The organism is Micromonospora sp. WMMD961, assembly GCF_029626145.1.
Lineage (GTDB): Bacteria > Actinomycetota > Actinomycetes > Mycobacteriales > Micromonosporaceae > Micromonospora.
This window is the reverse complement of the sequence record NZ_JARUBJ010000002.1, coordinates 529,214-553,614: the sequence shown is the minus strand read 5'-3', so window position 1 is coordinate 553,614 and position 24,401 is coordinate 529,214. Positions and strand designations below refer to the sequence as shown.

The following is a 24,401-nucleotide window of genomic DNA, read 5'->3' as shown; positions in this document are numbered from 1 at the left end:
ACGCTCCTTGCCGATTGGACCTCTCGACGGGCAGGACACAGGATGGCCATCAGCAGTGAAGAGGACGCCAAGAAGGCCCTTGGCATCGACACTTGGCGGAATCTCTCCAAGGACAAGGTCATCCAGCTCGTGGCCATGATGCCGGAGATGGAGAAGGAGGTTCAGCTAAAAGTAATCGAGCAGCTCCCCGAGATCACAAAATTTGCCGTCAAGGCGATGACCACGGTGCGGAGGATGCACGAATCCACCCTCTCGTTCAACGAGAAGAGCCAGGAGAACGTTCATCGGGGCTACCAGGAAGCCAGAGCGGCGATCATCGCTCAGCTCCAACGCGACGATCTGAGCCCGGAAGAGCGAAGGTACCTCACCGACTGCCTCATGCAGACCGCCGACAAGGAATCTGCGAAGGACTCCGAGAACAAGCACTACCTGGACAGGTGGGTCAACAAGGCGGCGCTCAGCGTCGGCGCCGCCGTTATCCTGACCGCCCTCGCCGCCGGCGGCAAAGTAGCTCTTCAGAACAGTGACGGGCTACGGAAACCCTGACGATTCGCGATCATCCTCAGCTCAGGCGACGAGGACCGACCCGCGCCCTCTGCACGGGTCAACGGTGTCGGCTCAACGGAAGAGTCCCAGGTCTGCCACGGCGTCCACCGCCACGGTCAGGTCCGCGACGCCGAAACCGGTCACACCGAGCAGCCAGAGCCGGTACGACGACATGCGAATCCACCAGGGTTGGTGATCGCCGAGACGGCGACGCCCGGCGGCGTGGGGAGGGACGTCGAGGCTTCGCTCAAGGCGCAGCTGTCCCTCGATCCGCTCCATGAGCCGACTGTCGCTCATCTCAAGATGGCGGTGTTTGGCCATCAACTGTGCCGCCAGGACAGCGAGGATCGTGCCGAGGACGACGGCGAGGGCTTGGGCAGCGGGTGAGTTGCCGGGCTGTAGTGCGATCGTGAGAAGAAAGGCCTGAGCCGCGGTAGCCAGCGCGGGAATCTGCCACATCATCGTGTCGAGGGATGTGCGGCGGGCGCCGACCACGGTGTAGACCGCCGTGAGGACCGCGTCGGATACCTGATCCTGGGCCTGGGTGGCGGGCGGGCCGGAGGTCATGGCGTCATGGTCGCAAGGTTCTGCAACAGTCTGGCGCCCAGGGCTGACGTAGCTATCCTCTTCAAGTGCTGGCCCAAGTGGAGATCGTTGACGCGGGGCCCGCACTGCGAAGGGACTATCGACATGCCCCGTGTGGTACCGGCGGTCAACCGCGCACTCGACGTCCTCGAACTGTTCGTGGACTGCCCTGAACTGTCGGCCCGCCAGGTGATGGAGCGGCTCGACCTGCCCCGCACCACCGTCCACGAACTACTCGTCACGCTTGAGGCTCGCTCGTACCTGATCTCGGTCCCGGGCCAGCCGGTGCGGTATCGGCTCGGCATGCCGCTGTTCCAGCTCGGTGCGGCGTTCGCCGGCCGGCTTGATCTGGTCCGTGAGGCGCAGTGCGTCGCGCGGGACGTGGCCGCCGCGTGCGACGAGGCGGTGCACGTGGCCGTGCTCGACGGTGCGGATGTCATCTACCTCGTCAAGTTCGACAGCACGCACCCGGTCCGGATGGTCTCCGCGGTCGGGCGGCGGCTGCCGGCTCACTGCACGGCGGTCGGCAAGATCCTGCTGTCGGGCCTCGATCCGGCCGTCCTGGACGCCGTCCTGACCAAGGACGCCCTGCCTGGCATGACTCCGGCAAGCATCACCGATCCGGACCGCCTTCGGGCACATCTCGCGCGTGTGCGGGCGGACAGCGTCGCGGTGGACATCGGCGAGTCCGACACCGCCATGCGCTGCGTCGCCGCGGGGATCCGGGACCATTCCGGCACCACGATCGCCGCGATGAGTCTGTCCGCGCCGATCATCCGCTGGACGGCTCAGGCGTACCGGGAGTGGACCGAGCTGGTCCGCGAGGGCGCGGCCACGCTGTCCGCCCGGATGGGCTACCGGGCCCTGCCTCGATAGCCCACCTCCCGTTTTCGGTTCGAAACACCATCGAAACATTGACATTCTTCTCAGGGCTGTTCTAGCGTCGCGACCACTTGATGCGGTATTTCGAACTGAGTTCGAAATTTCGAACGGCGGTGGTCCCGTGGCTCGACCGAACTGGAACATCAGCGCCGCCTTCTCGGCCCGGTCGCCGATCGCCTCAACGCACTGACCGATGCGGGCGACGCGCATCCGTGGTCGCCGTCATGAAGACACACCTGTTGCACGAGCTACGCCCTCGGCGTGCCGTGCGGCGGGGACTCGAAGGAGGCGAATGTCCATGGACATCAATCCGGCCTGGTCACGACGCGGCTTTCTGGGGATGGGGGTGGGGGTGCTCGGCGCGGCAGGTCTGGCCGCGTGTGGGGGTGAATCCGACTCGCCCGCCAAGGTGCAGCCGGAGGTTCCGCAGGAGCTGATCGACGCGGCGGCCGCGATGAAGGGCTCCTCGATGGGGATGCTGTCGCAGAAGCTGTACTCGACGGCGGCGAACGAAGCCCTCGACAGCTCGATCAAGAAGTTCGCCGACACCACCGGGACGAAGATCGAGAACAGCCTGGTCCAGGCCGACGCCGGTGACGTGGTGGCCAAGATCCACGCCGAGGTCGAGGGTGGGGTGGCGCGCGACCTGGCGTTCATGACCGACTCGCGCTTCGTCGCGCAGTTCCAGGCGTTGGGTGACCTGGAGGACGTGACGGACGTCGTCCAGGCGCTGACGGCCAAGTACGGCGAACCCTGCGCCGAGGCCAAGAACTTCTGCGTCTTCGACGGCAAGTGGTTCGCGATCCCCTACCACTTCATCGGGATCGGGTCGTTCCTGCGCAAGGACTGGATGCAGGACAAGGGCATCACGCCCAAGGACATCTACAGCTGGGAAGAGCTGCGGGACGTATGCCTGGAGATCTCCGATCCGGCCAAACGCCGGTTCGGTTGGGGCATGACGGTGAACCGGTCCGGTGACGGCAACGGCATGATCGAGGCCCTGATCAACGCGTACGGCGGATCGATCGCCTCCAACGACGGCCGGAAGGTCACGTTCAACTCCCCCGAGACGGTGCAGGCGGTCACCTTCCTGGGCGACATCTACACCAACGAGAAGTACAAGCCGATGCTGCCGCCGGGGATCGCGAGCTGGACCGACACCAGCAACAACGAGAACTGGCTCGCCGGGATCCTCGGCTACACCCGCAACCAGTTCAGCGTCTACGCGGACTCGCGGACCAAGAAGAACCCGGTGCACGCGAACACCCACGTGTTCTCCGACTGCATCGGACCGGCCACCAACAACCCCCTGCTCCTCGGCCAGTCGCAGGGCTTCGTCGTCTTCAAGGGCGCCAAGAACCCCGGGCTCGCCAAGCTCCTGGCGCAGTACCTGGTCAGCGCGCCCGCCCTGCTCGGCGTGGCGAAGGAGGCCCCCGGCCTGGTGATGCCCGCCTGGGAGAAGGTCTGGGACGCCGACCCGTTCTTCACCAGTGGCGACCCGGCGTTCCCCATGCTGCGCAAGATCACTGAACTCAAGCTACCGCTGAACACGAAGAACGGCCTGGCCTTCCCGCAGAAGGCCAGCGCGGGCCAGCAGGCCGTCGGCTCCGCCTACGTCCTCACCGACATGATGCAGCAGGTCGTGCAGGGGACTGCGCCGGCGCAGGCCGTGACGACCGCCCACGCGAAGATGGTGCAGATCTTCAACCAGCAGGGGCTGCCGCAGTGAGCTCGGTCCGTCCTGCGCGGGTCCCGACGGCGAGGAAATCCCCGCCGTCGGGACCTGGCTCTCTCACCATGACGCAGCGGCGGCTGGGGCGTGACTGGCGGTTGGCGACACTGTTCCTGGCGCCGATGGCCCTGCTGGTCGGCGCTCTTGTTCTGGTGCCGATCGCCCGGTCGATCCTGACCAGCACCACCGAACGGCACGGGCAGGACACCGTGTTCGTCGGCCTGGACAACTACCTCGCGCTCGTCGGCGACGACCAGTTCCACACGGGCGTGGTGAACTCGTTCGTCTTCACCGCGTACGCCGAGATCTTCAAGGTTGTGCTGGGGTTGTCCGCGGCCCTGCTGCTGCACCATCGCCGTCGCGGGCGGGCAGTGCTGACCGGGTTGCTGCTGGTGCCGTGGGTGGTGCCGACGGTGGTGACGGCGTTCAGCTGGCGCTCCCTGCTCGACCCGATCTTCGGCAGCGTCAACACGCTGCTCACCGCAACCGGAATCGGGCCGTTACTGGCCAGCGCGCACCTGGTCGACAGCTGGCCGGCGGGCTGGCTGTCCGACCCGGAGCTGGCCATGCCGTCGGTGATCCTCGTCAACGTCTGGAAGGGGGTGCCGTTCTTCACCGTGTGTTTCCTCGCCGGGTTGAAGGCCATCCCGGCGGACCTTTACGAGGCGGCGACGATCGACGGCGCCTCGTCGGTGCAGCGGTTCATGAACGTGACGCTGCCCGGGTTGCGTCACGTGCTCACCGTGACGGTGACGCTGTCGTCGATCTGGACGTTCAACAACTTCGACCTCGTCTGGCTGCTGACCCAGGGCGGACCGGGTGACGTGACCGCGCCGTACGTGCTCATCGCCTACTCGAAGGCGATCCTGCAACTGCAGTACGGCGCCGGCGCGGCGGTCACGCTCGTCATGCTGCCGGTGATCGGTGGGCTGGTGTTCGTCCTGGTCAGGTTGCTACGCCAGGACACCACCATCAGGCTGCCCCGGCGACGCCAGGCGGCGTGGCGGATCGGGGCGCGGCGGTGGGCCGGAACGGCGCGCAAGGCGCTGCCGTGGGTCGTCACCGCAGTGGTCACCGGCCTGCTCTTCTGGGCGTCGCCGGAGATCTTCTGGAAGGCGGCGGTGGTCCTCGGGGTGATCCTGCTGATCGCGGTGGCGGTCGGCCGGGTGGTCTCGACCCTGCAGTCCCGGGGCGGTCGACGGTCGGCGGCGGCGGCGTCGGGTCTGGGGTCCTGGGTCGCGCTGGCCGGGTTGCTCTTCTTCGTGCTCGGCCCGCTGTACTGGATCGCCGTCACCGCCTTCAAGTCCGAGGGCCAGGTCGTCATGCGCACCGACGACCTGTGGCCGACGCCGTGGACCCTGGAACAGTTCAGCGCCCTGTTCGACAACCAGCCGTTCGGCCGCTGGTACCTCAACACCATCCTGGTGTCGGCGGCGTCCACCGCGGTGGCGCTGGTCTGCGCCGCCCTGGCGGGTTACGCACTGGCCCGGCTGCGGTTCCGCGGGGCGCAGGGCTTCACCGTCACGGTGCTGCTCACCTACGTGATGCCGGGTGCGCTGCTGTTCATCCCGCTGTACCAGATGCTCATCGGCGCACGGCTCACCGACTCGTTGTGGTCCCTGGTGGTGACGTACCCGACCTTCACGCTGCCGTTCGCCACCTGGCTGCTGGTCGGCTACTTCTCGTCGATCCCCATCGAGTTGGAGGAGGCCGCGCTCGTCGACGGCTGCACCCGCCTCCAGGCGTTCGGCCGGGTGGTGCTGCCACTGGCCAAGCCGGGGTTGCTGGCGGTCGCGCTCTTCACCCTGACCAACGCCTGGAACGAGTTCCTGTTCGCCTTCGTGTTCATCACGAAGGACGAGTACAAGACGCTCCCCGTCGGGATGCAGTCGATGATCGCCGGAGACGTCGTCCCACAAGGACAACTCGCCGCAGCGTCGCTGCTCGTCAGCATCCCGGTCGTGGTCATGTACGCCCTCGGGCAGCGCTTCCTGACCGAAGGGCTCACCGCGGGCGCGGTGAAGGGCTGACCAAGCGAACCTACGGGCCGCTGGTGCCGACCGGCACCAGCGGCCCGGCAAGGGCAAGCCCCAGGAGGTTCACTCGGTCTCGCTGCCGGCCCGCGCGCGGGTGTAGGTGAGGACGAGGGAGCCGCTGTCCGGGCCGGTGATGAATCCGTCCAGGGTGACGGCGACGTGGTAGACGAACCCGGCTGCGCTAACCGACGATCAGCCACGTCAGGACGCCAAGAGCGATGAGCAGGGTGGTCACCCACCCGGTCCGGGACGACGACGTCTCGCCCCGCACCTCGCCAGCCAGGTCGGTGGCCGTGCCGGGGAGTTCGGGCAGCGACGAGGGTCGGTACACCAGTGCGCCGACACGCCCCGCCGGTACGTCGACGAGACCGGTGGCCTGCCGTCCCGGAATGCCGGTACGAAGCGGCAGCCACGCCACGACCTCGACCATCCCGGCGGGAACGGCGATCTCGTACGGGTCCCACCCGGGCAGTCGATGCTCACTCCCCTCGACCATGACGACCGGCCTGGTGTCGTCGTCGTACGCGTCCGGATCGTTCCACCACGCGGGTTTGATCGGGATGATCCGGAGCACGCCGTGTCCGGGGGCGAGCGGACCGGTGACCGGCGCGGCCGCGATAGCTGTCAGCTCACGGATGGCGTCCGGGGTGAGGGACTTGTCGCGTACGCAGAACAGCCGTTGGAACAGGTTCGGCCCCAACAACGCCTCGAAGAGGAAGGGCGTGGCCGCGTAGAGCCCGACGACGACGACGGTGATCCCGAGCCCGAAGAACAGGCCGGCGACGATCCCGACGTCGCTGAGCAGGTATGCCACACCGAAGAAGGCGGCAGCCACCGCTACCGAGAGGAGCACGCACAGCACGGCGAAGAGCGCTGCACCGGCGAAGTTCCTCCAGTATCCCGCGACGGCGTCACCCTTCACCCCACCGACCGTAGCGATGGCAGGCAATACGTTCCCCCGGGTGATCGGGTGCCACCGTCACTGCCCAAGCCGCTTCTCGAACCAGTGGTGGGCGTAGTGCTCGGTGTTGTACGCCTCGATCTCCCGGTAACCCGCCGACCGGTACAGGGCGATCGCCTCGGTGAGGTTGCGGTTGGTGTCCAGCCGGACGGCGCTCGCGCCACGCTCGGCGGCGTACCGTTCCAACTCGCCCAGCAACCGTCGCCCGACGCCGAGCCCACGGACGGTGTCCGACACCCAGACCCGTTTGATCTCGGCAGGCGCGTCCGGGTGGAGTTTGACAGCGCCGCAGCCGATCGGTTCGGCGTTGAGGGTGGCGAGCAGGACGACGCCGGCGGGTGGGATGAGTGCCTCGTCCGGGACCGGGTTGCTCAGTTCCGGGTCGAACCCGTCGTCGAATCGACGCTCGATGTCCCGGACGTAAGCCCGCAGACATGCGCGTACCCGCGGGCCGTTGGGTGGACACGGCTCGATGACGACCATCGAGCTGATGAGGAGCCGTTCGACCTCGGCCATGGCGGTGACGAGTCGTTCCCGGCGGGCCTCGGTGAGTGGTCCGAGGATCGACGCGGCCAGTTCGTCGGACAGCCGGTCGAGCTGGGTCCATTCGGTCCGGCCGGCGTCGGTGAGCTGGGCTGTGCGTACCCGGCCGTCGCCGCCGGATTGCACGGTCGGTCCGACGGTGACCAGCCCTTCGGATTCCAGGGCGCGCAGCAGTCGGCTGAGGTGGCCGGAGTCCAGCCCGAGCCGTGCCCGCAGTGCCGCGACCTCGGCGCCGGCAGGGCCGATCTCCCACAGCAGGCGGGCCTGCCCGAGGGGCCGACCCTGGGCCATGTACTCGTCGTCGAGGGCACCGACCCGCTGGGTGACCGTCCGGTTGAACCGCCGCACGGCGGCGATGAGAGCGGCGTCCATATACCTGACCTTAGTCAGGTTGTTGGGTCTGGCGGTAGGTGGTGATGCCGGCACGGTCCAGGACGACGACCACGAGCACCACCGCCGTGGCGACCGCGCTGACCGCCAGCAGCGGCGGCCGCAGGGCGGCCGCCACACCACCCAACACGAACAGGGCGGCCACCCGGGGCCAGGAGATCCGCCGGTGGATCATCAGGGAGAACAGGATCCGCCCGACGAGGAACAGCGTGGGACCGCCCAGGATGACCAGGACGGCGGTCGCGTCGCTGGTCTCGGTGGGGTGGGCGATGCTCAACTCGGCCCCGACGGCGGTGACCACCAACCCGGCGATCATCACCAGGTGCAGGTGTCCGGTGATGACGCCGATCCGGGCCGGGTCGGCGTGCTCGATGGCCGGCCCGAGGCGCTGCCCGGCGGGCGTCACGTAGAGGAGACCGATCAGCACTGCCGTCGCGAAGACCAGCAGGAAGGCGGCGGTCTCCGGCACGTGCAGTCGGGTGTCGGCGTACGAGAGACCGGCGACCAGCACGAGTTCACCGAGCGCGATGATCATGATTTGTTGGTACCGCTCCGCGAAGTGCTCGCCGACGAGATGCAGTTCCTCCCGTTCCGCACGGCCCAACAGTGGCGTGGGCCAGCGGAACCGGGGGCCGATGAGGTCGATCGAGAGGGCGAGCACCCAGAGCGGCACCCGCCCGTCCGCCCAGAAGCCGCCCGCCAGCCACGGTACGGCGGAGAGGGTGTACCAGCTGAGGATCCGTACCGCCCGGCGTTGTCGGGGGTGCCCCCGCAACGTCACGGCGGTGACGATGCTCCGCCCGACGTGCAGCGCGACGTAGGCGCCCGCGAAGAGCAACCCCCGGCCGTCAAAGGCCTGCGGGATCGCCACCCCGGCCAACAGGCTGGCCAACGCGGCGGCGATCAGCAGTCCTCGAACCGCCGCGCTCTCCGGGTCGTACCAGTCGGCGAACCAGGTGGTGGTCACCCAGAGGGTCCAGACCCCGGTCAGCAGTATCGCTGTGTACAGGGCGCCGACCAGGGTGAGGTCGTGCAGCAGGTGCTCGGCCAGCTGACTCAGCGCCAGGACGAACGCCAGGTCGAAGAACAGCTCCAGGAACGAGGCGCTCAGCGGCGCCTCGCTCCTGCGGAGCAGCCGGTCGGGCTTGCTGGCCATCGGCGGCTCCTCCCGGTGGCACGCCCTGCGTCCGTCGTACCACCCGGGGAGGGCTACGGAGGCGAAAAGCCGATCAGCGGCGCACGCCCACCCCGGCGTAGCCGTGCGAGTCGACGAGGTCACCCTCGCCGTCCGGCCGCCACCGGGTGGTCTCCACGAGGCCGGGTTCGAGCAGGTCGTACCCGGTGAAGAAGCGCAACGTCTCGGCGTGCGTGCGGGGAACGAGCGGCGCGCTGCTGTTGCGGTAGACGGCCTTCCCGCGCTCGGCCAACTCCGGTGGGATGCCGTCCAACGTCAGGTGGGACAGCACCAGGTGACTGCCGGGGACGGTGGCGTCCCGCAGTCGGGCGACCGCCGCCCACGGGTCGTCGTCGTCCGGCACGAAGTGCAGCACCGCGAGGAGCAGCACCGCCACCGGCCGATCCAGGTCGAGCGTGCCTCGCACGTCCGGGTGCGCCAACAACTCGTCGGGCCGCCGCAGGTCACCCTGGACGACAGCCGTGCCGGGCACGTCCGTCAACAACTGCCGGGCGTACGCGACGGCCACCTCGTCGTAGTCGACGTAGACCACCCGGGCGTCCGGTGCCACCGTCCGCACCACCTCGTGCACGGTGCCCTGGGTGGGCAGCCCGGCACCGATGTCGAGGAACTGGCGTACGCCCTGTCCGGCGGCGTGGCGGACAGCTCGGCGCAGGAAGTGGCGGTTGGTCTGGGCGGCGACCCCGGTCTCCGGGAAGATCTCCAGCACCCGTTCGGCGGCGGCCCGGTCGGCGGCGAAGTTGTGGCTGCCGCCCAGGAAGTAGTCGTACATCCGGGCGACGTTGGGTCGGGCGGTGGCATCGGGCGCCGGCTGGTCGGTCACGGGGGTCCCTTCGACAGTGACGTGGGATTCCGATGTCTAGCACCTGTGGCGACGACCCGCTGCCCTGTCGTGTCGTTGATCCGGCAGCGCCCATGGTCGTCGCTGACCACGGTGGGGGCACCGACTCAACGAGGAGGTAAGCCGATGACCGCTCAGCGCGAGACGGTGCAGGTCGACCACGACCTGTTCCGCGCCGTGTACGACTCGCCCGCGTCACTGCCCGGCCGACACCGCTGGACCACCCCGGAGTCGGACGTCCGGCGGTTGGAGAAGCTGCTCGGCATGCCGGCGCGGAGCATCGGCGCGCCGCTCTGGGTCAGCGGCGACGAACCGGACTGCCCGAAGTGCGGCCGGCGGGTCACCTGGTACGACATCGTCTCGTCGGCGCTCTCCGGCCTGCACGACAAGGCCATGATCGCCACGGTCATCCTCGGCGAGCGCAAGTACGTCAACACCGAGATCCCCGATGCCATCGCCGGCGTGCGCTGCTCCGACTGTCACACCGCGATCGACGGGCTGCGCAGCTTCAAGTGCCACAACTGGGCGTACGCCTTCGAGGCGCTGGAGGCCGTCCGGGAACGGATGGCCGGCGGTCCCGTGCAGGCCTGAGCTGGCGACGGCTCCGCACGCCAGCCTGCCTGCGAGGGCCGAGCCGAGCAGCGGGCGGCTCAGTCGGCCGAGCGACGGGTGGGGCGGCGGCCGGGCGGGGAGGCCGGTTCCGGACCGGAATCGGGCACCGGCGGCATCGGCCGGCTGACCGGTTCGGCACCGGTGATCCGTACCGCCTCGCCGTGGTGCCAGACCTCGACCTCGGTGTCGGAGGCGGCGTCGGGCAGTTCGTAGCGGGCCTCGGTGGGAGTCAACGTGACCCGCAGCCGGTGGCCCCGCCAGCGCAGGCTGAACGCCAACCGGTCGATCCGACGCGGCAGCCGGGGGTCGAAGGAGAGCACACCTCGGTCGTCGCGCAGCCCGCCGAAGCCCAGTACGAGTGCCAGCCACGCACCGGCCAGCGAGGCCAGGTGCAGCCCGTCGGCGGTCTTGTCGCCCAGGTCCGCGAGGTCCTGCAGGACCGACTCGGCGAACAGGTCGTACGCCAGATCCAGGTGCCCGACCTCGGCGGCCAGGACGGCCTGCGGTGCGGCCGACAGCGACGAGTCGCGGACCGTTCGGGCCTCGTAGTAGGTCAGGTTGCGGGCCTTCTCGGCGGCGGTGAACTCCCCGGGGTGCAGCTGCATCGCGAGCACCAGGTCGGCCTGCTTGACCACCTGCTTGCGGTACAGCTCCAGGTACGGGAAGTGCAGCAGCAGCGGGTAGTCGTCCGCGCTGGTGTTCGCGAAGTCCCACTCGGGCTGCTCGGTGAAGCCGGCGGCCTGCTGGTGCACCTCGCGCTCGCCGTCGTACGGAACGAACATCGCGTCGGCGGCGGCCCGCCAGCTGACCACCTCGTCCTGGTCCACGCCGAGCCGGCCGGCCAGGTCGGGGTGGCGCTCAACGGCGTCCGCCGCGCCCCGCAGGTTGCGCTTCGCCATGAGGTTGGTGAAGACGTTGTCGTCGACGAGTGCGGCGTACTCGTCCGGGCCGGTCACCCCGTGCAGGTGGAAGTCGCCCGTGTCCGACCAGTGGCCGAAGCCGTGCCAGAGCCGGGCGGTCTCCACCAGCAACTCCAATCCCGCCTCGGCGAGGAACCGCTGGTCGTCGGTGGCCGCCAGGTAGCGCAGTACCGCGTCGGCGATGTCCGCGTTGACGTGCAGCGCGGCCGTGCCGGCCGGCCAGTAGCCGGAGCACTCCCGGCCGCCGATGGTGCGCCACGGGAAGGTGGCACCGGTCAGCCGCAGCTCGCGGGCCCGCTCCCGGGCCTCGGGCAGGTGGGCGTGCCGCCAGCTCAGCGCCGAGCGGGCCACCGCCGGGGCCAGGTAGGTGAGCACCGGCAGGACGTAGGTCTCGGTGTCCCAGAGGACGTGCCCGTCGTAGCCGTTGCCGGTCAACCCCTTGGCCGAGATGGTCCGGTCCGAGTCCGGCCGACCGGCCTGGATCAGGTGGAACATCGCGAACCGCACTGCCTGCTGAAGCTCCTCATCGCCGTCGAGCTGCACGTCGGCGACCTGCCAGGCCCCGTCCAGGGCGGCCCGCTGATCGACGAGGAGAGCGTCGAACCCGTCCGCGCGGGCCGCATCCGCCTCGGCGGAGACCAGGGCAGCCAACTCGTCGGCGGGTACGTCGTGGACCGCCGCCCACTCGTACGCGGCGAACTTCGTCAGCCGCAGCCGCTGCCCGGGATGCAGGCGACCCGCCACGGTCAGACGTACCCGGTCCGGGGTGCTGTCACCGGTGGTGGTGACCGTGTCCGTCCCGTCCACCAGGTGACTGACCGCTACCGCCACGCGCTGGCCGCTGCGCTCGGTCCGGTGCACCAGCACGCCGTCGAGGCCGCTCGCGTCGTACGACTCGGCGGTCAGCGGGTCGGCGGGCACCGAGGCTGCCCGGGGGTCGTCCGAGCGCTCCGGCACCTTCTCGTTCGCCAGCAGGTCCGAGCAGACCCGCAGCTCGACGGGGGTGTCCAGCGCCTCGACCTCGTACCGGACAGCGGCCACCGGGCGGCGCGGCAGGGACACCAGCCGGGTGCTGCGGATCCGCACCCCCTTCCCGGCCGGGGAGATCCACTCGGTGTCCCGACGCAACACACCGGTACGCAGGTCGAGCACCTGTTCATGGCTGCGCAGTGTTCCGGTCCGGATGTCCAACGGCTCGTCGTCGACCCAGAGCCGGATCAGCGTGGCGTTCGGCGCGCTGATGACGGTGTCGCTGGCCTGCGGAAAGGCGTACCCCTCCTCGGGGTAGCTCAGCTCGCGCCGCTCGTGCAGGCCGTTGACGTAGCTGCCCGGCATCCCGCACGGGGCACCCTCGTCGAGGACCCCGCGCCACCCGACCCACCCGTTACCCAACGCGAAGATCGACTCGGTCTCGCCGAGCCGGTCCAGGTCGGCCGCCGTACGCCGGATCCGCCACGTCTCGTCATTCCCCGCATCGGCGGCTCCTGGCGGTTGGTCGGTGGCCGAACTGGTGTGCACGAAGCCTCCTGTGGATGCCGACGTCCCCGACCAGCCAAGCAGAGCCGGCTGTACGAATCCTGGACGCAGGTCGTGCCGGCAGCCCGACCTTCGACAGCGGTGATGCCCTGTGCCGCGTTCCTAGGGTGTCTCCAAGATGAACGGGGTATGAACATGAGGTGAGGTGAGGCATGGCCGACAACGGCAGCATGGACGTTCCGGAGATCAGTGCGGAGTGGTACCGCGACGTCGTCGACGCCGCCGCCGCCAGCCCCGAGCCGGTGCAGTGGTTCGTCGGGCACGCGACCGAGGGGGTGATCCTGCTGCTCGGCGCACTCCTGCTGATCGCCGCGCTGGGTCGCCGCTCCGGCGGTCCGCGCGACCGGGCGCTCGCCCTGATCGCGCCGCTGCCAGCCCTCCTGGCGTACGTGGGCAGCGAGTGGTTCAAGACAGTGGTGGACGAGGATCGGCCCTGCCGGACGGTCGGCCGGGCGATCATCGCGGGTGCCTGCCCACCCCCGGGTGACTGGTCGTTCCCCAGCAACCACTCCACGGTGGCCGGCGCGCTGGCGGTCACCACGGTGCTGCTCTCCCGCCGGCTCGGGTTGGTCGCGCTGCCGCTGGCCGCGCTCGGTGCCTTCTCCCGCGTCTTCGTGGGCGTGCACTACCCGCACGACGTCATCGCCGGCGTGCTGTTCGGCGCCCTGGTGGCCGTGGTGGCAACCCCACTTCTGGCCCGACCCACCACCGAACTGCTGCGCCGCCGTGCCCGCACCCCGGTCCCCGAGTTGGCCGGCCGCCCGAACCCCTGACCCACACCACCCACCCCCGCCGGGGGGCCAGCGCGCCCCAAGGTCGCGCTCGATCCTGGTTCTGGTGGCCTGCAACCGCCGGCGAGACCACTACTTCCTGGTTCGAGCGCGATCTTGAAGGCAGGGCGGCGGGCAGGGCGGCGGGCGGTCAGCAGCGGGCGGTCAGCGGGCCAGCAGCAGCGCGCCCACCGTGCCGAGCAGGAGGAACGGGCCGAAGGGCAGGTGCGTGTTCCAGTGCGCCCGGCGGGCGGCCAGCAGACCCACGCTCAGCAGCGCGGACAGCCCGAAGGCGAGCAGCAGCCCGACCAGCAGCACCGGCCAGCCGTACCAGCCGAGCAGCGCTCCCACACTCAGCGCCAGCTTGGCGTCGCCCAACCCGAAGCCACGACGCCCGAGCAGCAACGTGGTGCTGGCGAAGAAGAGCGCCAGCCCGGCGCCGGCGAGGACCGCCCGCAGCCAGTGCCCCGGCTCGGCGTCGAGCGCGGCGACACCGAGCAGGAGCCAGGTCCCGGCAGCCGCCGGCAGGGTGAGCCGGTCCGGCAATCGGTGCACGGCCAGGTCGACGAGGACCGCCGGGATCGTCCAGCCGAGCCACCAGGCCAGCGCCGGCAGCGCCCCGCCCGCCGAGTCGGCCAGGGCGAGCAGCAGCAGCACCGCGGTGAGCACCGCCACCTCGACCGTGCCCGGGGGCGGGCCGACCCGCGCTCGGCAACGACCGCACCGGGCGGCCGGACCGAGCGCCGGCCAGGGCCGGGTCAGGCCGATCGACGTGCCGCAGGCGTCGCAGCCGGTCCGGCTGGGCATGCCCGGGGGTACGGCGTAGCGCAGCGCGGCCATCCGCATCAGCGGGCCGATCGCCAGGATCGCGAGCAGCGTCGACAGCCGGGCCCGTGCCGTAGCGCGGCCACGACCCGCCGTCGGTCCGGTGGATTCGGTCGTGCCGCCGGTCTGCGGGGTTGCCGGACCGCCGGCCTGCGCGGTCGCCGGACCGCCGGTCGGCGGGGTTGCCGAGCGCCGATCGGGTGGGGTCTGCCGACCCGGGACGGCCGCCGGGGGGCCGGTCAGTGCCATGTCGCCTCCGTTACGCCCCGGTGCTCCCCCACCAAGGTGAACACGGATCGTGACTGAACGATCGCCGGGGTGTGGCGGATGGCGCAGAAAGCGACCTTCCCGCCCGGCCGCCGGAGGGCGCCTTCGACCGGACTCCGGCCGGCTGACTCGGCGGGCCAGGCGGCCCGCCGGCTGACCGACGACGCCGGTGGGATGCCGGGATCGGGCCGTGATGTCCCACTCCCGGGACCAGCGACGGGGCAACGGCGACCCCACCCGCCCCGGCGACGCCCGATCCCCGACGATCCCTCGCCCGGCCACTGCCCGGGTCGCAGTGCGGACACCCGCCACCACCACCTGTCATCACTCAGAGTGTTCACTTGAATTGCCTCTGTTGCATCGGCGAGCGTCAGCCTATGCTCGCCCCTTGGGTGCGACGCAAGCCTCACCTCGACAACCGGAAGACACAGGACCTTGCATTTGTAGAAGATCCGTAACGGTGAATGCAGAAGCGCAATGAACGGCTCCGGATGTGCTGATCCGGGCGCGCTTCCGCATGCCCGACGGCGGTGACCCCTCACCGCTGCGGGCGACCACGAGGAGGCTCGACGGTGCGCGGACGGCAGCTCAGACGAGCGGCAATCTGCCTGCTGGCGGTCATGGCGGCAGCGCCGCTCACCGCCTGCGCCAGCGGACGGGAGTCGGTCGAACGACCGGCGGCAGCCCGTGAAGAGGAACGACGGACCGATCCCGAGATCGAACGGCAAGCCGCCGAAAAGGCGGCACTGGACGCGTACTCCGGTTATCTCGCGGCCTCGCGTACGGCGAGCGGGCGCAGTGATCCACGCGCGCCGGAACTCGCCCGGTATCTCGCTGATCCACTTCTCACTCGGGTGCAATTGTCCATTCGCGACGCTAAGGAGCACGGCGCTATGCGTACCGGGACGGTCAAGTCGGACCCGACCGTGATCGCGGTCAGCCTGGACGCGAAGCCGGCCACCGTGGAGATCCAGGACTGCCTGGACACGACCGGCTACCGGCTGGTCTACGCCAAGGACAAGCGCGTGGTTCCAGGCAGCGGAGGCGGCAGGCACTTCTCCACCGCCACCGCGACCCGGTATCCCGACGGGCGCTGGCTGATCAACTCTGGCACGACGCACCGGGACCAGCCGTGCTGACGTCCGGAGCACGCTCACGCCGCGCTGGCACATCCTGGCGGGCTCTCGCCGGGGTCTGCCTCGCCCTCCTGCTGGTGGTCGGCGCGACCCCGTCGGCAGCCGCCGCTGCTCGACGCGCCGACCCGGGGGCCAACTGCCCGCCGGACCAGCCGGACTGCAACGTCTGGGACGACGAACCCGGCAACCCGGGTGACCCGGGCGGCGGCGGTGACGACGGCGGAGACGACGGCGGCGGGGGCGGTGGGGGTGGCGTCTGCCGGTGGGACGGGCGGACCATCCCCTGCTACGACGAGTTCAAGGGCTGGTTCAACAGCAGCGACGGCTGCTACTACAAGTTGTCAGTACCGCAGCCCGAGGCACCCGAGGGCCAGCAGTGGTACGTGCAGACCTGCAACGGCGGCGCGGACGTGGGCAACCAGACCGAGGTGTTGCTGGACGAGCCCCCGGCCGGCTTCGGCGCACCACCCAATCCGGAGGAGCTGGCCCGGCGCGCCCTGGCATCGATCAAGCTGCTGCCCGCACCACTCAAGGTCGCACCCCGCAAGGGCATCGGCCCCGGTCTCGTCGGTCTGCCGGTGTGGCTGTGGGCCAACCCGGGCGAGGACTACTTCGGCCCGTTGACGGCGAGCGCGACCGACCGGGACGTGACCGTCTCGATCACCGCGGCGGTCAGCCGGATCGTCTGGGACATGGGCAACGACGAGAAGATCACCTGCTATTCGGCAGGCACCCCGTACGACGCGAAGAACAAGGACCTCGCCGGTCGCCCCTCGCCGGACTGCGGCGATCCCGACGGCTACCCGACGGCCGGCGAGTACACGGTCAGCGCCACCACGCACTGGACGGTGACCTGGCGCGGCGGTGGCCAGACCGGAGAGATCCTGGTGACCCGCCGCAGCGGCAACGTGCAGATCCAGATCAACGAACTCCAGGTGGTGACCCGGTGAGTGAGCCGATGGTGCGATCCCCGCGAACGGAGATGACCCAGTGAGCCTCGCGACGCGCAACGGGACCGCCTCGGTCGACGCGCCGGTCACCCCGCCGACAGTCGTCCGGCAGCGGCGGGTCCGCCCCGGGCTGCTCGGTCTCGCCGTACTCCTGATCGCGCTGGGTGGGCTCGGCGCGGCCTTCGCGGTGACCTCGGTCCGGGCCACCGGTAGCTACCTGGCGGTGGCCCGGCCGGTGGAGGTGGGACGTGAGATCAGCGCTGCCGACCTGGTCAGCGTGCAGGTCGCCGGCGGTCAGGGGCTGCGCCCGGTGCCGGCCGGCCGGCTCGACGAGGTGGTCGGTAAACGCGCCGCCGTGGCGCTGGTCCCGGGCACCCTGCTCACGCTGGGGCAGGTCACCGACGACCCGTTGCTCGGCCCCGGCCAACAGCAGATCGCGCTGGGCCTGAAGACCGCCCAGGTGCCGGCCCGCAAACTGCACCCCGGGGACAAGGTCCTGCTGGTGAGCACCCCGGACCGCAGCAACACCAACGGAGAGGCGGCAGCCGCCGGCACGAGGTTCACGGCCACCGTGATCGACATGGTCGCCTCGGCGAACGACGACAAGGTGCTGTACCTGGCGCTGCTCACCCGCGACGTACCGGCGGTGGTGGCGCTCGCCGCACAGGACCGGATCGCCGTCGTGCTGACCGAGACGGCCTGAGCATGGCGATCATCGCGCTGGTGTCCGCGAAGGGCTCGCCCGGCGTCACGACCTCGGCGCTGGCCTGCGCGCTGGCCTGGCACCGACGGCTGGTCCTCGCCGAGTGCGACCCGGCCGGCGGCTCGATCCTCGCCGGCTACCTCGGCGGTCAGCTGGACGGTCCACGCGGCCTCGGCGAACTGGCCGTCGGGGAACTCCGCGACGGCAACCTGGAAACCGCGTTCTGGTCGCAGCTCGTCGACCTGGACGCACCCCGTCGGGAACGACTGCTGCTGCCCGGGCTCGTCGACCCGGCCCAGGGCGGCAGTGTCACCCCCCTCTGGCAACGCTTCGCCGACTACTTCGACGCCCTGGACCGGGGCACCCCCGGGTACGACGTCCTGGTCGACTGTGGCCGGTTGCACGTCACCGGGCCGCCGTGGCCGGTGCTGCGAGCCGCCTCGGTGGTGCTGCTGGTGACCCGGGCGCACCTGCCCGACCTCTCCGGCACCCGGGCGGTGGTCACCACGATCGAGCGGGACTTCGCCGAACACCGGGTGCCGCCGGGCACCCTGCGGCTGCTGCTGGTCGGCGGTGGGCGCGGACGAGCCGAGATCAGCCGAGCCCTGAAACTTCCGGTGATCGCACGGCTGCCGCACGATCCACGTACCGCGGGGGTGCTGGCTCTGGGCGGAACCGTGCGGGCCGGACGGCCGCTGATGCGCGCGGCGGCCGCGCTGGAGGTGCCGATCGGCGCGCTGCTGGAACGGCGGCGGGCCCGGTTGGCGTGGCCCGTGCAGCAGGGGGTGCCGGATGCGGTTTGAGCCGGTCTCCGCCGACCCGCGTCAACAGCCACCGGGTGTCACCTCCACCGCAGCGCCCCTGGCCACCCCGAACGGCCGGCACCAGCAGCAGCACGCGCCGGTGCCGCAGCCGCTGCCCCCGACCACGACGCCACCGGAACCGACGCCCCGACCCCGGATGGACTTCCACGTCGTCCGGGAGCTGCGTCGGGAACTCACCGAGCGACTCACCGTGTGGCAGCGCGGCCGGGAGTTCACCGTCGACGAGGAGGACACCGAGCGGGCCCGACTCGCCGTCACGGTGGTCGCCGCGTACGCGGACTCGGTACGCCGGTCGGGCACGCCGATGGCCGCCGGCGAGGAACGCCTGCTGCTCGACCAGGTGACCGCCGAACTGGTCGGGCTCGGCCGGCTACAGACCCTGCTGGTCGACGACACCATCGAGGAAGTGCACATCCTCGGCTGTGACCAGGTACGCATCACCCGGCACGGCGGCGGGGTGGACTGGGCCGAGCCGATCGCCGACAGTGACGCCGAGCTGGTGGAGATCCTCCAGGCGGCGGCCCGTCGGGCGGGTGCGACCGAGCGGTCCCTGTCCACCGTGAAGCCCACCCTCGACCTGCAACTGCCCGACGGCAGCCGGCTGGCCGCGGTGTTCCTGGTCAGCCACCGCCCGTACGCGGTGATCCGCAAGCACAACACCCTGGACGTGAGCCTGGACGACGTGGCGGGCGCCCGGGGCGACCTGGACGAGATGATCGACCCGCTGCTGCGCGACTTCCTCCGCGCGGCGATGCGCGCCGGTCTGAACATCATGGTCGCCGGGTTGGCCGGCGCCGGTAAGACCACGATCATCCGAGCGCTGATGAACGAGATCCCGCCGGACGAGCCGTACGTGCTGCTGGAGGAGAGCCGCGAACTGCTACCGGCCCGCCGCCGGGAGCGGCACCGGGCGGTGATGAGCTTCGAGGCCCGGGAGGGGCACGGCGAACGCGGCTTCGACGGCCGCCCGGCCGGCGAGGTGACCATCGCCGACCTGATCCCGCTGTCGCTGCGGATGGGTGTGCTGCGCATCATCGTGGGGGAGGTCCGCTCCCGGGAGATCGTGCCGATGCTCCAGGCGATGACCACCAGCCGAGGCTCGATGTGCACCATCCACGCCCGCACGGCTGCCGGAGTGGGTGAACGGATCGTCGAGCTGGCGCTGGCGCACGGCCGGGAGATGACCGTCGACCAGGCCCGCCGGATGGCCGGCAACGCCCTCGACCTGATCGTCTACGTCACCGTCGAGGACGAGACCGCGATCGGTGGACGTAAACAACGGTTCGTGTCCCATGTGGAGGAGGTAATCGGGGCCGGCGAGGCCGGTCGGATCACCACCACCACGGTCTTCGGGCCAGGCCCGGATGGTCGTGCGGTCCCCCGGCACCTGCCGGAGCGGGTCCGCGACCAGTTGCTGCGGGTGGGGTACGACGTGCGGCTGCTCACCCGGTGGATCGAGGCCGGTACGGGCGCCTGGCGCCGGCCCCGGCACACCCGGCTGGCCCGGCGGTGACGTGATGGGCAGCCTGGAACTGATCGCGGTGGTCTCCGGGGCCGCCTGCGTGGCGGGGCTGCTGCTGGCCGTGGTGGCGTTGGTCGGCACCCGTCGGCCTCCCGGTGCGCCTCCGGGCGGCCGGTCCGGCTTCGGTCGGCTGTGGCGCGGACCCGGCAGCACGCCGGCCGAGCAACGGTCCTACCAGGCGCTGCTGGTCACCGCGCTGGCCGCGGGCGCGTTGGCGTTCCTGCTGACCGGGCTGCCGGTGGTGGGTCTCCTGGTGGCGGTCGCGGTGCCCGGCACCCCGTGGCTGTTCGGTGTGGGCAAGGCCGAACAGCGGGCGATCGCCCGGATCGAGGCGGTCGGCGAGTGGACCCGCCGACTCAAGGACGTCTCCGGCACCGGGCAGGGTCTCCAACAGTCGATCATCGGCACGATCGGCAGTGTGCCGCCCGGCATCGAGGACGAGGTGCGGCTGCTCGCCGCCCGTCTACAGGCCGGCTGGATGGCCCGCTCCGCGCTGTTGGCGTTCGCCGACGAGATCGCCGACCCGGTCTGCGACCAGGTGGTCGCGGCGTTGATCCTGCACCTGTCGGACCGGGGTGAACGGCTGGGTGACGTGCTCGGTTCGATCGCCGGCGCGGCGTCGGCGGAGGTAGCCACCCGCCGGGAGATCGAGGCCAAGCGCACCCAGCCCCGGTTCGCGGTCCGCTTCCTCACCGGAATGACCCTGGCGACCCTCGCGTACGGGCTGATCAACACCGAGTACATCAGGCCGTACGGCACACCGCTCGGTCAGGTGGTGATGGCCGTCCTCGGTGCCGCCTTCATCGGCCTGCTGGCCTGGGTGCGGTCGATGAGTCAGCCGCAGCGGCCGGCCCGGTTCCTCCCGGCGCCCGACCCGAGCGAGGTGATCGCATGATGGTCAACTGGCAGTTGATCATGGCGGTCTGTGGCGGCGCTGGCGTCGGGCTGGGCGTGTTCCTGGTGATCCGGGAGCTGGTACCGGCGACTCCGGCACTCGGGCCGGCGCTGCGCCGGCTGCACCAGCCGCCGGGCACCGGCCAGATCGCCGCGCCCGCCTCCCGTCGGCTGGACTGGTTGAGCGGGTTCTCCCGCTGGCTGCGGCCACCCCACCGGCAGCTCGCCCTGATCGGTCAGACCTCCGAGCAGTACGCGCTGTCGGTGCTGCTCTCCGCACTGATCGGGCTGGCCACGCCCACAGTGCTCGGGGTGGCGCTGTTGGTGCTCGGCGTCTCGTTTCCGCTCGTCGTACCGGTGCTCGGCAGCCTCGGCCTGGGGTTGCTGGGCGCTCTGCTGGCACATCGTGCCGTGCTGACCAAGGCCGACGCCGCCCGCGACGAGTTCCGCCAGGCGGTCTGCACGTACCTGGATCTGGTGGCGTTGCAACTCTCGGCGGCGCACGGCCCGGTGCAGTCGCTGGAACGGGCCGCGGCCGTCTGCGACGGCTGGGTGTTCGACCGGCTCCAGGAGTCGCTGCGGATGGCCCAGATGCAAATGCACGCGCCCTGGGACGAGCTACGCGACCTCGCCGACAAGATCGGCATCCCGGAGTTGGGCGACGTCGGCGCGATCATGCGCTCCTCCGGCAGTGAGGGCGCGCAGGTGCACGAGACCCTGCGCAGCCGGGCCGACTCGCTGCGCGACCAGATCCGCACCGACAACCTCACTCGTGCCGAGGCGGTGACCAGCAAGCTCGACATCCCGGGCGCACTGCTCGTCTTCGTGCTGCTCGGCTTCGTCCTCTATCCGTTCGTCGCCCGTCTGTGACCCCGCCCACCTGGAGGAGTACGCCATGCCCATCTTCAGCTACCTGCACGTCGTGTTGACGACGCGCCTGGCCGAGCTGCGCCGCGACGGCGAGCGCGGCGACAGCCCGGTGCCCACAGCGGTGATCATCGCCGGCCTGGTCGTGGTCGCCATGGCCGTCACCGCGCTGGCCCTGGCCAAGGCGGAGAACTGGATGGACAACATCCCGGACTACACGGAGCCGGAGTAGCCGTGATGCGCCGAGCCGCGTTCGCGAGGTGGCACCGGGCGGTCGACGCCGCCCGGCGCCACCTCGCGGCCGGTGACCGGGATCGGGGTGCCAACCCGGTGGAGCTGGCCGTGCTGATGCCGCTGATCCTGGTGCTGCTCTTCGCCTCGATCCAGATCGCGGCCGTCTTCCTCGCCCGCTCGACCGCGTTGAACGCCGCGCAGGGCGGCGTCAACGCCCAGCGGTCCTACCAGGCGGCGGATGGAGCCGGGGTGGACAGCGCCACCCAGTTCCTGCAGGCCGCCGGCGGCTGGCTGGTGGGCTGGAACGCACCCGGCCCGAACTGCGTGATCATCGAAGACGTCGAGGTGACCTGCACGGTGAGCGGCCGGTCCCTGTCGGTGGTACCGGGCGTGGACTTCGCGATTCAGCAGACCGCCCACGGGACGGTGGAGAGGGTGACGCCCCCGTGAACCGCACCGCCGAGCGCGGCTCGGTCTCCATCGAGGTGGCGGTGCTCGCGCCCGCGTTCATCGCGCTGATGGTGCTGGCCGGCGTGGTCGGGCGTACCGCGCTCGCCGCGGAGGCGGTCGAGGCCGCCGTTCACGACGCCGCCCGTGCCGCCTCGATCTCGCGGGACTCGGAAACCGCGAAGACCGCGGCGCGGGAGGCCGCCGAGCAACAGCTCGACTGGCACGGCCTGGCCTGCGCGAACGACCTGAACCCCACATTCACCGGTTCGGTGGCCGGCGCGGCGACCAGCTTCGAAAGCGCCTTCGGCAGCACGGTCGGCGAGGACGCCACGGTGACGGTGGAGATCGTCTGCCTGGTGTCGTTCGACGACATCTCGCTCGGCATCCTGCCCGGGATGCCCGCCGAGAAGCAGATCACCGCGAGCTTCACCTCGCCTCTGGACCGCTACCGGAGCCGGCAGTGACCGCCACCGCGCCGGCACCCGGCCACTCGCACTCGGGTGAGCACGGCCGGGTGAGCATCTTCCTCGCGGTCACGATGATCGGCGTGCTGGCCATCATCGGCCTCTCCTTCGACGCCGCCGGGCAGCTCCGCACCCTGCAACGCGCCCAGAACCTGGCCGCCGAGGCGGCTCGGGCCGGCGGCCAGGCCATCGACCGGGCCACCGCCATCGAGGGCGGACCCAAGCGGATCGACCCGGAGGAGGCGGCCGTGGCGGTCGCCAACTACCTGGCCGCCGTCGACATCGCCGGTCACACGGTGGGCTTCCCCGAGGTCGGCGGGGAAGTCCGGATCCGGGTGACCGTCACCATCACCTACCAGCGCTCGATGCTCGGACCGTTCGTCCAGGACAAGACGGTCGCCGTCACCGGCGAGGCGACCGCGAGTGCCATCACCACAGCACCTTAGGAAGGAAGGCAGCCATGCCCGCATCGGGTGGGTCCGTCGTACGGCGGACCGGACGGATCCTCACCGGCATCGGCGCGCTGGCCGTGCTCCTGGTGCTGCTGGTCGGCGCGCCGATCGCCTTGCTGGCCTTCGCCGGTAACCCCCTGCCCGACCACCTTCCCACCATCAGCGAGGTGGGCACCGCCCTGACCAGCCGGGACGATGGTCAGCTCTTCCTGCGGGCACTGGCCGTGGCCGGCTGGTTCGGCTGGGCCACGTTCGCCTTCTCCGTCCTCGTCGAGCTGGGCGCACAGACCCTGCGCCGGCCGGCGCCGAAGTTGCCCGGGATGGGACGCCAGCAGAAGGCCGCCGCCGCGCTGGTCGGCTCGGTCGCGCTGATCCTGATCGCCAGCCCGGCCGCCGCCAGCGCCGCGGCGATCTACGGCCCCCCGGCGTACCCGAATCCGGGCGCACCGACGGTGGCCACCCTGGCCGCGCCGGCCCGCGCGGGCACGACACCCGACGCCGCAGCCCCGCTGGCCCGCGGCGGGCCACTCGGGTTGGCCGGGACGGAGTTGGCCGCACCCAGCGGCCGGTCGACGAACGGCGAGGCCGCGCCGGTGTACCGGGTGGCGCGGGGTGACTACCTGGGTGAGGTGGCCGAGCGTTATCTGGACGAGTTCGGTGACTACCGACAGCTCGCGGCGCTGAACAAGCTCGACGACCCGGATCGGATCCGCCCCGGCCAACTGCTCCGACTCCCGACGGAGGCCGCCGACCAGGGGGCCCGGCAGCACGCGAATGGCCGTCTGGTCGTCCGCCCCGCGGCCCCGAAACCGGCGCCCGCACCCCGGCCGGCACCCGAGCGGGCCGCACCGGAGCGGGTGGACCCGGCACCACCCAGCGGTACGGGGTCAGCGGGCCAACCACCCGCGATGACGGTCGGCGCAGCCCGCGCCGGTGCGGCCGACCGGGTGAACCGACCGTTGGCGGTCTCCGCCGTACTGGCCGTGGCGAGCATTGTCGGTGCCCAGATCGGCGCGGTCCTGGGTCTGCGTCGACGCCCGGCGACCGCCGGTGCGACCCCCCGACTGGCCGCCTCCTCGCGCAAGCCCCGAGGCGGCACGTCGCGAAGCACCAGCAGCGCGGGCCGCACCACGAGCGCAACCCGGCGGACCGCTGGCGGAGCCGGTGGAAGCGGTGCGGCCTGGGCGGCGAGCCGGGCGGCAGCAGCGATCGAGGCTCCGACCCCACCGGCCGGTCGGACCCCGACGAGCGCCAACGACACCGC

General features: G+C 70.8%; 24 protein-coding genes and 1 pseudogene. 18 read left to right on the top strand and 7 right to left on the bottom strand.

The window, feature by feature from the left end; translation table 11 throughout:
* Positions 1-42 precede the first annotated feature (42 nt).
* Positions 43-546, top strand: a complete 504-nt coding sequence (locus O7614_RS02705; RefSeq protein WP_278136914.1) for a hypothetical protein — start codon at positions 43-45, stop codon at positions 544-546.
* A 72-nt stretch (positions 547-618) separates the two neighbouring features.
* Here O7614_RS02705 and O7614_RS02700 read toward each other — a convergent pair whose 3' ends face one another.
* Positions 619-1,113 (bottom strand): hypothetical protein, encoded by a 495-nt coding sequence (locus tag O7614_RS02700; protein ID WP_278136913.1) that lies wholly within the window; start codon positions 1,111-1,113, stop codon positions 619-621.
* Between the two features lie 123 nt (positions 1,114-1,236).
* Here O7614_RS02700 and O7614_RS02695 point away from each other — a divergent pair, with 123 nt between their 5' ends.
* The 3 genes from O7614_RS02695 to O7614_RS02685 all read left to right on the top strand — a co-directional run bounded on the left by O7614_RS02695 (position 1,237) and on the right by O7614_RS02685 (position 5,775).
* The gene (locus O7614_RS02695) at positions 1,237-2,007 is read left to right on the top strand and encodes an IclR family transcriptional regulator (protein WP_278136912.1); all 771 of its coding nucleotides are present in this window, start codon (positions 1,237-1,239) and stop codon (positions 2,005-2,007) included.
* Between the two features lie 304 nt (positions 2,008-2,311).
* Positions 2,312-3,742, top strand: coding sequence for an extracellular solute-binding protein (locus O7614_RS02690; protein WP_278136911.1), 1,431 nt, complete (start codon positions 2,312-2,314; stop codon positions 3,740-3,742).
* Positions 3,743-3,810: 68 nt separating this feature from the next.
* Positions 3,811-5,775 (top strand): ABC transporter permease subunit, encoded by a 1,965-nt coding sequence (locus O7614_RS02685; RefSeq protein WP_278136910.1) that lies wholly within the window; start codon positions 3,811-3,813, stop codon positions 5,773-5,775.
* A 187-nt stretch (positions 5,776-5,962) separates the two neighbouring features.
* Here O7614_RS02685 and O7614_RS02680 read toward each other — a convergent pair whose 3' ends face one another.
* From O7614_RS02680 to O7614_RS02665, 4 genes are all read right to left on the bottom strand, one after another.
* Positions 5,963-6,703 (bottom strand): hypothetical protein, encoded by a 741-nt coding sequence (locus O7614_RS02680; RefSeq protein ID WP_278136909.1) that lies wholly within the window; start codon positions 6,701-6,703, stop codon positions 5,963-5,965.
* A 57-nt stretch (positions 6,704-6,760) separates the two neighbouring features.
* A complete protein-coding gene (locus tag O7614_RS02675; RefSeq protein WP_278136908.1) occupies positions 6,761-7,657 on the bottom strand; it encodes a helix-turn-helix domain-containing GNAT family N-acetyltransferase in 897 nt (298 codons plus the stop codon).
* A 10-nt stretch (positions 7,658-7,667) separates the two neighbouring features.
* Positions 7,668-8,831 (bottom strand): low temperature requirement protein A, encoded by a 1,164-nt coding sequence (locus tag O7614_RS02670; RefSeq protein ID WP_278136907.1) that lies wholly within the window; start codon positions 8,829-8,831, stop codon positions 7,668-7,670.
* A gap of 73 nt (positions 8,832-8,904) precedes the next feature.
* Positions 8,905-9,693, bottom strand: coding sequence for an SAM-dependent methyltransferase (locus O7614_RS02665; protein WP_278136906.1), 789 nt, complete (start codon positions 9,691-9,693; stop codon positions 8,905-8,907).
* Between the two features lie 144 nt (positions 9,694-9,837).
* On the opposite strand from O7614_RS02665, the gene O7614_RS02660 reads away from it, so the two are divergent.
* Positions 9,838-10,302, top strand: a complete 465-nt coding sequence (locus O7614_RS02660; protein ID WP_278136905.1) for a hypothetical protein — start codon at positions 9,838-9,840, stop codon at positions 10,300-10,302.
* A gap of 59 nt (positions 10,303-10,361) precedes the next feature.
* Here O7614_RS02660 and O7614_RS02655 read toward each other — a convergent pair whose 3' ends face one another.
* A complete protein-coding gene (locus tag O7614_RS02655) occupies positions 10,362-12,761 on the bottom strand; it encodes a glycosyl hydrolase family 65 protein (protein WP_278136904.1) in 2,400 nt (799 codons plus the stop codon).
* A 170-nt stretch (positions 12,762-12,931) separates the two neighbouring features.
* On the opposite strand from O7614_RS02655, the gene O7614_RS02650 reads away from it, so the two are divergent.
* Complete coding sequence (locus O7614_RS02650) at positions 12,932-13,552, top strand: phosphatase PAP2 family protein (RefSeq protein WP_278136903.1); 621 nt, start codon at positions 12,932-12,934, stop codon at positions 13,550-13,552.
* Between the two features lie 162 nt (positions 13,553-13,714).
* On the opposite strand, the gene O7614_RS02645 is transcribed toward O7614_RS02650, so the two are convergent.
* Positions 13,715-14,623 carry a prepilin peptidase gene (locus O7614_RS02645; RefSeq protein WP_347404330.1) on the bottom strand — a complete coding sequence of 303 codons (909 nt, stop codon included), beginning with the start codon at positions 14,621-14,623 and terminating at the stop codon, positions 13,715-13,717.
* A gap of 638 nt (positions 14,624-15,261) precedes the next feature.
* Here O7614_RS02645 and O7614_RS02640 point away from each other — a divergent pair.
* The 12 genes and pseudogenes from O7614_RS02640 to O7614_RS02585 form a co-directional block, all read left to right on the top strand.
* Positions 15,262-15,780 (top strand): hypothetical protein, encoded by a 519-nt coding sequence (locus tag O7614_RS02640; protein WP_278142125.1) that lies wholly within the window; start codon positions 15,262-15,264, stop codon positions 15,778-15,780.
* A gap of 74 nt (positions 15,781-15,854) precedes the next feature.
* A complete protein-coding gene (locus tag O7614_RS02635; protein ID WP_278142124.1) occupies positions 15,855-16,727 on the top strand; it encodes a hypothetical protein in 873 nt (290 codons plus the stop codon).
* Between the two features lie 40 nt (positions 16,728-16,767).
* Positions 16,768-17,430, top strand: coding sequence for an SAF domain-containing protein (locus O7614_RS02630; RefSeq protein WP_278136902.1), 663 nt, complete (start codon positions 16,768-16,770; stop codon positions 17,428-17,430).
* 2 nt (positions 17,431-17,432) lie between these two features.
* On the top strand, positions 17,433-18,233 hold the full coding sequence (locus tag O7614_RS02625; RefSeq protein WP_278136901.1) for a ParA family protein: 801 nt from the start codon (positions 17,433-17,435) through the stop codon (positions 18,231-18,233).
* Positions 18,223-19,767 carry a CpaF/VirB11 family protein gene (locus O7614_RS02620; protein WP_278136900.1) on the top strand — a complete coding sequence of 515 codons (1,545 nt, stop codon included), beginning with the start codon at positions 18,223-18,225 and terminating at the stop codon, positions 19,765-19,767. The genes O7614_RS02625 and O7614_RS02620 overlap by 11 nt, the downstream gene beginning before the upstream one ends.
* 4 nt (positions 19,768-19,771) lie before the next feature.
* Positions 19,772-20,671 carry a type II secretion system F family protein gene (locus tag O7614_RS02615; RefSeq protein WP_278136899.1) on the top strand — a complete coding sequence of 300 codons (900 nt, stop codon included), beginning with the start codon at positions 19,772-19,774 and terminating at the stop codon, positions 20,669-20,671.
* Entirely contained in the window at positions 20,671-21,540 is an 870-nt protein-coding gene (locus O7614_RS02610) for a type II secretion system F family protein (RefSeq protein ID WP_278142123.1), read from the top strand. The genes O7614_RS02615 and O7614_RS02610 overlap by 1 nt, the downstream gene beginning before the upstream one ends.
* A 25-nt stretch (positions 21,541-21,565) precedes the next feature.
* A complete protein-coding gene (locus tag O7614_RS02605) occupies positions 21,566-21,769 on the top strand; it encodes a hypothetical protein (RefSeq protein ID WP_278136898.1) in 204 nt (67 codons plus the stop codon).
* 5 nt (positions 21,770-21,774) lie between these two features.
* Positions 21,775-22,221, top strand: a complete 447-nt coding sequence (locus O7614_RS02600; RefSeq protein WP_278136897.1) for a TadE family protein — start codon at positions 21,775-21,777, stop codon at positions 22,219-22,221.
* Positions 22,218-22,685, top strand: a complete 468-nt coding sequence (locus O7614_RS02595; protein WP_278136896.1) for a TadE/TadG family type IV pilus assembly protein — start codon at positions 22,218-22,220, stop codon at positions 22,683-22,685. Before O7614_RS02600 ends, O7614_RS02595 begins: the two co-directional genes overlap by 4 nt.
* Positions 22,682-23,131 carry a pilus assembly protein TadG-related protein gene (locus tag O7614_RS02590; RefSeq protein WP_278136895.1) on the top strand — a complete coding sequence of 150 codons (450 nt, stop codon included), beginning with the start codon at positions 22,682-22,684 and terminating at the stop codon, positions 23,129-23,131. Before O7614_RS02595 ends, O7614_RS02590 begins: the two co-directional genes overlap by 4 nt.
* 14 nt (positions 23,132-23,145) lie before the next feature.
* Positions 23,146-24,186: pseudogene (locus O7614_RS02585) on the top strand (LysM domain-containing protein); the annotation flags it as partial.
* Positions 24,187-24,401 lie beyond the last annotated feature (215 nt).